At 47.6% G+C, this 8,260-nt stretch carries 6 protein-coding genes; 2 read left to right on the top strand and 4 right to left on the bottom strand.

All coding sequences use genetic code 11. The features are described from left to right. Positions 1-125: 125 nt before the first annotated feature. The 4 genes from GRP75_RS01810 to GRP75_RS01825 all read right to left on the bottom strand — a co-directional run bounded on the left by GRP75_RS01810 (position 126) and on the right by GRP75_RS01825 (position 6,382). A complete protein-coding gene (locus tag GRP75_RS01810; RefSeq protein ID WP_160788461.1) occupies positions 126-1,154 on the bottom strand; it encodes an NADH:flavin oxidoreductase/NADH oxidase in 1,029 nt (342 codons plus the stop codon). 318 nt (positions 1,155-1,472) lie between these two features. Further along, positions 1,473-2,777 (bottom strand): ABC transporter substrate-binding protein, encoded by a 1,305-nt coding sequence (locus GRP75_RS01815; protein ID WP_023990947.1) that lies wholly within the window; start codon positions 2,775-2,777, stop codon positions 1,473-1,475. A 106-nt stretch (positions 2,778-2,883) separates the two neighbouring features. Continuing rightward, positions 2,884-4,530: a response regulator gene (locus GRP75_RS01820; RefSeq protein ID WP_160788462.1), complete on the bottom strand. Its 1,647-nt coding sequence runs from the start codon at positions 4,528-4,530 to the stop codon at positions 2,884-2,886. Next, complete coding sequence (locus GRP75_RS01825) at positions 4,523-6,382, bottom strand: cache domain-containing sensor histidine kinase (RefSeq protein ID WP_075154929.1); 1,860 nt, start codon at positions 6,380-6,382, stop codon at positions 4,523-4,525. Before GRP75_RS01825 ends, GRP75_RS01820 begins: the two co-directional genes overlap by 8 nt. 122 nt (positions 6,383-6,504) lie before the next feature. On the opposite strand from GRP75_RS01825, the gene GRP75_RS01830 reads away from it, so the two are divergent. Together GRP75_RS01830 and GRP75_RS01835 are read left to right on the top strand one after the other, a co-directional pair. Then, a complete protein-coding gene (locus GRP75_RS01830) occupies positions 6,505-7,401 on the top strand; it encodes a carbohydrate ABC transporter permease (protein WP_013312582.1) in 897 nt (298 codons plus the stop codon). After that, positions 7,401-8,231 carry a carbohydrate ABC transporter permease gene (locus GRP75_RS01835; protein ID WP_013312583.1) on the top strand — a complete coding sequence of 277 codons (831 nt, stop codon included), beginning with the start codon at positions 7,401-7,403 and terminating at the stop codon, positions 8,229-8,231. The genes GRP75_RS01830 and GRP75_RS01835 overlap by 1 nt, the downstream gene beginning before the upstream one ends. The last annotated feature ends 29 nt before the right edge of the window (positions 8,232-8,260 follow it).

The following is an 8,260-nucleotide window of genomic DNA, read 5'->3' on the forward strand; positions in this document are numbered from 1 at the left end:
ACTACCACGTGTAAGATTGCTTACACTGTACCATCTGTCCATAAAACAAAACAGGCACCTGACGAAGCGTACACTTCGTTGCAGGTGCCTTGTTTATATATAAACAACGTGGGATTACTTAGGCCTCAGTAGCCACGTTGATATTGTTCAGGTATGGAAGGCTTCTCGCCGCGCAGCGTCACTGCTGCATGAATCGCCCAATATGGATCGCGCAGCAATCCACGTCCCACAGCGACCAGATCGGCATCCTCATTGCCGATAACAAACTGCGCCAAGGCTGGATCATCCAGTGCACCGACAGCGATCACCGGGATGTTCAGTGCTTCGCGGATTTGGCGTGCGAACGGCACTTGATAGCCCGGATAGTTGCCCGGCTTTCTGACGCCAGCAGGGCCTTCCCCGCCCGAGCTAACATGGATCACGTCTACGCCTGCCGCCTGATATGCACGGCTCAGCTCAATGGCATGATCCACATCGTACCCACCATCTACGTATTCCACCGCGCTGATGCGTAAGATTAACGGCATACCCGCAGGCATTTCCTTGCGTACAGCCTGAATAACCTCAACACCGAAACGGGATAGCTCCTGACCATACACGTCATCTCGCTTGTTCGTAACTGGCGAATGGAATTGGTGAATCAAGTAACCATGTGCCCCGTGAAGTTCAATCGTATCCACGCCCGCTTGAACTGCACGCCGGGTAGCGTCTGCAAATTTCTGCACCATGCCACGGACTTCCTCCGTCGTAAGCGCGCGTGGCTGTTTATAATTCGCATCCGGGTATGCAATGGCCGAAGGAGCAACTGGCTCAGCTGCATCCTCAGCTTTACGGCCCGCGTGAGCAATCTGGATGCCTACCTTGGACCCGTGCGCATGAATGCCATCAACCAGCTTCTTATAAGCTGGGACATGCTCGTCTGACCAAAGACCCAGATCATAATCTGTAATCCGTCCATCTGGTTCCACGTCTGTCATTTCTATAATAATCAGGCCCGTACCTCCAATAGCCCGACTCAGGTAATGAACATGATGCCAATCATTCGGAATCCCGTCCTTGGCTGTCACCGAGTATTGGCACATCGGGGGCATCACCACACGATTCTTTAATTCCAAATCTTTCAGTGTATACGGTGTAAACAACGAATTCGTCAAAACGTTCATCTCCTTTTTACCTTTACCACATCAATGAAAATGCGTTCCAAATTACACGGTCTATTATAAACATGATCGGCATAGTCCAAACGGAATAAAGAGATTCCCTCCAACGGGGGATCTCTCACATTTGCAACTTGCAGTCATTATGTATGTCGTATGTTGTAGATATATTGCACACAACCTATTATCCACAACTCAATAACTTTTTGCAAGTAAATATTTAAATATTATTAAATATTTTTTTGTCTACGCACTCTCGGCCTCCTAGCTATAACACAAAAAGACGCCCTTACGGACGCCTCTGCGGAACCAATCTTATTGTGCTGAACCTAATTGCACCCATGCCTTCTCGATCTCTGCAACCGCCTGATCCTTGTTCATGTTACCGCTGATATATGCTTGCATCAGCTCGCCAAATTTTTGGTGGAACGTATCCAGCGAGTAGTTAACAGACAGATCACCGGACTTCGACGTTTTCAAGATGCTTTCCATTTCCTTAGGCATTTCCAGATCAGGAAGCGGTGCATCCTTAATTGGAGGAATCACCTTCGCTACCTGGGAGAACCAGTTCTTGCCGTATTCCGAAGTGTACAGCCAGTTGAAAAATTCAATCGTTTCCTTCGATACTTCGGAATCCTTGTTGATACGCAGCGCCTGATCTGCACCGGTAATGATGACCGATTGATCAGCTTTGTCACTCACCGGATATCCCATGATGCCAATTTTAAGATCAGGATTAATTTTCTTGATTGCTTCCTCATCCCACGCACCTTTACCCGTCATAAACGCAGCTTTTCCGGATGCAAAATCACTTACTTCCGCATTGCTGTCCCGTTCCAGCGGCTTATCTGTGCCATGTTTCACCGTCAAATCAATGAAGTTAAAGAAGTTGTTGTACAGCACTGGGTAGTCCTTGATTTTTGCTTTGCCTGCGATAAAATCGCTAACGAGTTGCTTCGGTTCCACGCCTGCATCCTGCGCAGCAGCATCTACATAGTGTTGGAAGATATGCTTCCATACCCACCACTCTTTATATGCGTTGGCAAATGGAGTAATGCCCTTCGCCTCTAGCTTGGTGACCGCATCCTGCATTTCTGCAATCGTCTTTGGTGGGGAGGTTACCCCAGCCTTGGTAAGCAAATCCTTATTGTAAATCAGCGTAAACAGGTTCCCCTTTACCGGGAGTCCCAGCACTTTGCCGTCACTGGAGCTCATATTCGCTCGAACAGCATCCGTCATGGCTGCTGCCAGTGGCTCATTGGTCAGATCGGCGCTATAATCCGCATACGTGTCGATGTCGCCTCCAGCCGTCGTTTGGAATACATCCGGTGTACTACCTGAGGCTATTTTCGACTTCAGAATCGTGTTGTAGTCTGCCTGCATGATCTCCAGATTGATCTTCACGTTAGGTTTGACCTTCTTATACTCCTCAATATACGCGTTAAAAGCATCGGTATACTCTGGTGAAGCTGTGAACATGTTTATTGTAACCGTTTTCAAATCTTCTTTGCCGCCAGCACTTTCTTTCGACGCATCCGTGCCGCCGCTGCTTCCACATCCGCTCAACAAACCGACCGTCAAAAGCAAACTGCCGGATAACGCCATCATCTTCTTTAACATGGATACTCCCCCATTTGTTTGTGATCAACGTCCATGCGCTCATTCTAAAAAATATACTCCAATTTAAAAAGGCAGATTAGTGAAGCGTTAAGGGTAAAAAAGTAGTTTATTGCAGGCTTACGCGATACTCAGACGGTGACACCTGATAATAATTACGAAAAGCCTTACTGAAATAGTTCTTATCCTTGTAGCCGAGCATATCCGAAATTTCCTGTATTTTCAGGCTAGAATCACCCAGCAGCTCCCTCGCCTTGTCCATTCTAACCTTCTGTACATATTCGTGAATACCGTAACCAAACTGCTGCTTGAACAGCTTCATCAGATATTCCCGACTCAAAAAATAGGTTTCGGCAAAAAACGAAATTTTGATATCCTCAAAATAATAACGGTCGATGTGCCTTTTGATATCCGTTATGTCAAAGGGCTGGTTCCCCGCTTGAGCATATTGGACCCCAGCAATGTAAAGCTCCAGCATTCGATTCAATCTCTGACCGTAGTGGACAAAGCTCGTAAAATCAGTAGACAAATCGCTTTCCCCCACTTGCTCCAGTTCTTCCAAAGCTCCATCTTGATTCAACGCTGACGTAGACGCACCCAACTCAATCGCAGCTTCTCTCAGTAAAAAATGGAACTCCTTCATCATTCGATCCGCATCCTGTAAACGGAAAATAGGGCCTGATGCCAATTGTTTCAGCAGATCGCCCAGCAGTACCTTTGCCCGGTTCGCCTGACCTGTCTGAGCATCCTTTTGGATCGACAACAGTCGCTCCGTCCATGACATTTCCTCTAACGTACCCATTTGCCGTGGCACTGTATGAAGAATGGATTCCCCTTCCAGCTTTAACACATCCGTGCTGTGAATGAGCGTCTTGGCATCCATATAAGCAGACGCTAGCTCCAATACATCTATGCAGAGCTTACCCAATCCGGCAACTACCACCATGCTGAACAGCCCATGCAGGTTGGCCACCGCCTTCTGTGTCACTTGTGCCAATAGTAAGGCCATATGTTCTTCTTGTCCTGGGGCCAGGGTACAGATCGAAACGACCTCACGCTCCCGTCGCGGATGGGAGAAGCTAAAACAACTCAACCGTTCATCTGACGTCTGAGCTAACACATTGGTCACGGCAAAATCCATCAGATCGGCATCGCCATGAAAACGCGTCCTGCGAATCTCATCCCTGTTCAGCAGCCGCAGCACGATCACCCCAAAGCGATTCCCCTTCTGATCCGCTCCGATCAATGGGAGCAACGCCGTATTGGCCTGCCTTTTAAAGCTACCGTCCAAAATGGACAAATATAGCTTCTCTTTCAGCTTCGGCAGTGACATATTCAGCGTAATGTTCTGGCTAATGAACTTGTTTTTGCTTTGCTCTCGGCTTTCCAGAATGTCCACTGCTTTGCGCAGTGCCTGGTTCAGATCCTGACGATTGATAGGTTTGAGCAGATAGTCCACCACCCGGGATTGTATCGCCTGCCGTGTAAATTCAAAGTCGTTGTAGCCGCTAATGACAATCGTCAGCAGATGGGGATATGCCTTTTCGATCGCACGAAGAAATTCGATACCGTTCAGCTCAGGCATTTTCATATCGACCATCACCACGTCTATATGGTGCTGACCCAACAGCTCCAGTCCCAACCTTCCATTCGTCGCCTCATAAATATGTTCGATGCCCAGACGGTCCCAGTCCCCGATAATACGAATGGCTTCGCGCAACGGCTCTTCATCGTCAATAATCAATACGTTATACATGACTACTTCCTCCCCGGGGAATTTGCATTCTCATTTCCGTTCCCGTTTCATCCGTAAGTATGAATAATCCTGCCTGATCTCCGTACAAAAGCTTCAGCCGTGTGTTCAGATTTTTCAAACCAATATGCTCGCTCTCCCGTTCTTCCCATTTTTCATGGAATGAATCCAGCACCATTCTCAGCTTGTCCTCTGAAATTCCAGGTCCGTTGTCCCTGACTGCAATTGTGGCATTTGTAGGACTCGATTCGGCTGAAATGACGATCAGAATATCGCTTGATACTTTTTCCAACGCATGCTTGATAGCGTTTTCCACCAACGTCTGCACGGATAATCTCGGGATCGGCAGCTCCATCAGCGTTTCCTCCCATACCACTTCGACCCGCAGTCTCGCCCCGAACCTTGCTTTTTGCAGACCTATATACCGTTCAATGTGCTTGAGCTCTTCGCGGGCAACTACGATATCCTTGCCGTTGATGGAATACCGCAACGTTTGGGCCAATGCATCCACCATATCCGCCATGTCGAACATCTCCCGCTTTAATGCCTGTGTGGATATGGCTTGCAGGGCATTGTACAGAAAATGAGGATTAATTTCAGCCTCCAACGCCTTGAGTATGGCATTCTTTTCGACCAGCTTCATGCGATAGCGCTCATTAATAAGTTCTTCGGTTCTTTGGACCATTTCGTTAAAATGCAGCGACAAATATGCAATCTCGTCATGTCCCTTCACAGGAGCTGTTGCTCCAAAATCTCCGGTGCTAAACCGCTTCATCTGGGTGGACAGCTTATGTAAAGGTCGGGTAATGGCGTTCGAGGTCAGTGTCACTAATATAATAGACACACCTAAAAATAAAGCCCCGATGGCATAGCTCCAATTCCGTGTTGTCGTAGCTGCTTCATAAATCTGGCGGTATGGGATGGGCTTGATGAGCTGCCACCCATCTTTTTCACCAGCATCATAGACGACCAAATACTCCTGATTGCCACTGCTATCTGACCACGTTACTCGCCCGCTTCCTCCCTTGCCAATCTGTGCCAACACTCCGGAATCACGCATCCGCTCATATAGCGGAAAGCTGTTCACATAAAAGGGAACCCCTTTAGGGCTCATTAGCATCAATTGGTCCCCTTTGCCCAGTGGGATGTTCTGCATGATTTCATCCACGGCGCTCGTATTGTAATAAAAGGACAGCACCGCCTGCGGGTGACGGGATGCAATCGACCTCAGCACTCGATGGTATGCCATAAAGCTGGCCTTTGGCGCCACATAGCCCATATCAGAGCGGGACCCCACAAAGGATTGAAATGATTCGTTCGTGGTACTAGCCATCGTCTCTTTATACCAAGGAAGCTTGGGAATATCCGTGTTTATTCCTTTGCGCACCGTAATGTTGTACGTCTCCCTGGTAACCACATAGTATTGATGTCGGTCCGCCACGTACAGATAGATCGCTTCCAGATCATTACGCGAATAAAACATGCTGCGCAAGTAATTTTCAATGACCATTCTCGAAGCATAGTCCCGATTCTCATTGGCAATCGCGTTCATGATATCGTTATAACGAAGCTGCGGAAGAGCCAACTGCTGCATTCCCTCCAAGTAATCCTCCAAATTCTGATTGACCAGCAACAGATTATTGGTCGTGCTGGCGATGCTATGGTTAACCGACTCCTTTTCAATCATCTGATAGGAAATAATTGTGAGTGAGCCCACCACCAGAATAATCACCGAGGTAAAAAGAAGAATGAGCTTGTTCACTAATTTTTGCGTGATCCTCCTCCACATGGAGCGAAGAATCGTTCCTACGCGCTCTGACATCATGATAACCGCCCCTTTTGAAAGCGTACACATTTTTACCCTCAACTGTTTTCTTAAATCCATTGGTCCGGCCCTAGGGGCTATCCTATACTTTCATTATATCTTAAACAGCTTGGAGCGAAAGAGCGGAAAATGTTGAGAAAAAGAGGTGCGTTATGCTGAAAAAAAGGGGAACCTGGGGCGACAAGGGTAGTAAACTGGAATTCGGTTTATTCACACTGCCCGTAATCTTGTGCATTACGATTGCATTTTATATTCCGTTTTTGATGACGATACGCTATTCCCTCACCAAGTGGAACGGCATATCCAAACATCCGAAATTTGTAGGTTTGGATAACTTCAAGCAAATCCTGCTTGGGGACGCCAATTTTGCACATGCAGCCTGGTTTACCGTCAAGTATGCCATCCTGTACATTGTATTGGTGAATGTGCTGGCCATTTTGCTGGCGCTCGTTCTCGATATGAAGCTGAAAAGCTCGGCTTGGCTGCGGGCGGCCTTCTTTATCCCGTATATCCTCAGTCTCGTGATTGTCGGCTTTATATGGAAATTCATCTTCATGCAAGGCTTTGAGTCACTGGGACACAGTACAGGCTGGGGCATCTTCCAGCTAAGCTGGCTGGGTGAGGAAGGGCTCGCGTTTGTTTCCATTTTGGCGGTATCAATCTGGCAATCCATTGGCTTTTACATGGTCATTTATATTGCAGGCTTACAATCTGTGCCAGAGGATCTAAAAGAAGCTGCCATTGTTGATGGCGCGGGGCCGATTCGGAGATTTTTCAGTATTATTCTACCAATGCTTGCACCTTCCATTACGATCTCAGTCTTCATGGCACTGACCAACTCGATCAAAGTGTTTGACGTCATTTTATCTCTGACCGGCGGTGGACCGGGAGGTACGACATACAGCATTGCGTATGATATTTACCGGGACACATTCCAGAACAATCTGTATGGCTACGGAACAGCCAAAGCATTGATTTTATTCGTTGCAGTCCTGATCATTACGATTATTCAATTGTCTATTTTCAAACGCAGGGAGGTTGAAGCCTGATGCAACGCAGCCGTACGGGACGTATTTTGCTAGAAGCGGGCATGATTGTATTATCACTGTTATTTTTGTACCCGCTGTTTCTCGCCATTAACAATTCGTTCAAAAGCTTCGCTGAGGTCATGACCGACGTCATTGCGCTGCCCAAGCAGCTTTCGCTGGATAATTACGTATATGTATGGAAATTCATCGACTATCCACGCCTATTTCTCAATAACACCATTATTACCGTCGTCGGCCTGGCAGGTATCGTGCTGATATCTTCCATCGCGGCCTACAAGCTGGCAAGAACCAAAAGCAAATGGAGCTCCGTGATTTACATGCTGTGCATTATGCCGATGCTGATCCCGTTTCAGTCCATCATGCTCACTGTCTTGCGACTGGCGAAAGACTTAAATCTGGCAGACAGCACTTGGGGACTTGGCTTGCTGTATTGGGGCTTCGGCGCACCGCTGGCAGTGTTTATCTATCACGGCTTCGTGAAAGGTATTCCGGCTGAGATTGACGAAAGCGCCAAAATCGATGGAGCCTCGGGCTTCCGGCTTTTCTTTTCCGTGATTTTCCCCTTGCTGAAATCAGTCACCGCCACCATTGTCATTATCGACGTGATGTGGATTTGGAACGATTTTCTGCTTCCGTTACTCATGGTCAATGGCTCACCCAGCACCAAAACGCTGACGCTGGCCGCCTACACCTTTGTCGGACAGTATACGTCAGACTGGCAATACGCCATGACCGCAATGGTAATGGCTGTTCTGCCTTCGATCATCGTATTTATTTTTCTGCAAAAATACATTGTCAAAGGCGTCGTCGCTGGAGCCGTCAAAGGCTGAGTCAAGGATGCGAAGCCAGATGCAAAAAA

The organism is Paenibacillus sp. OT2-17, assembly GCF_009827695.1.
Lineage (GTDB): Bacteria > Bacillota > Bacilli > Paenibacillales > Paenibacillaceae > Paenibacillus > Paenibacillus polymyxa_B.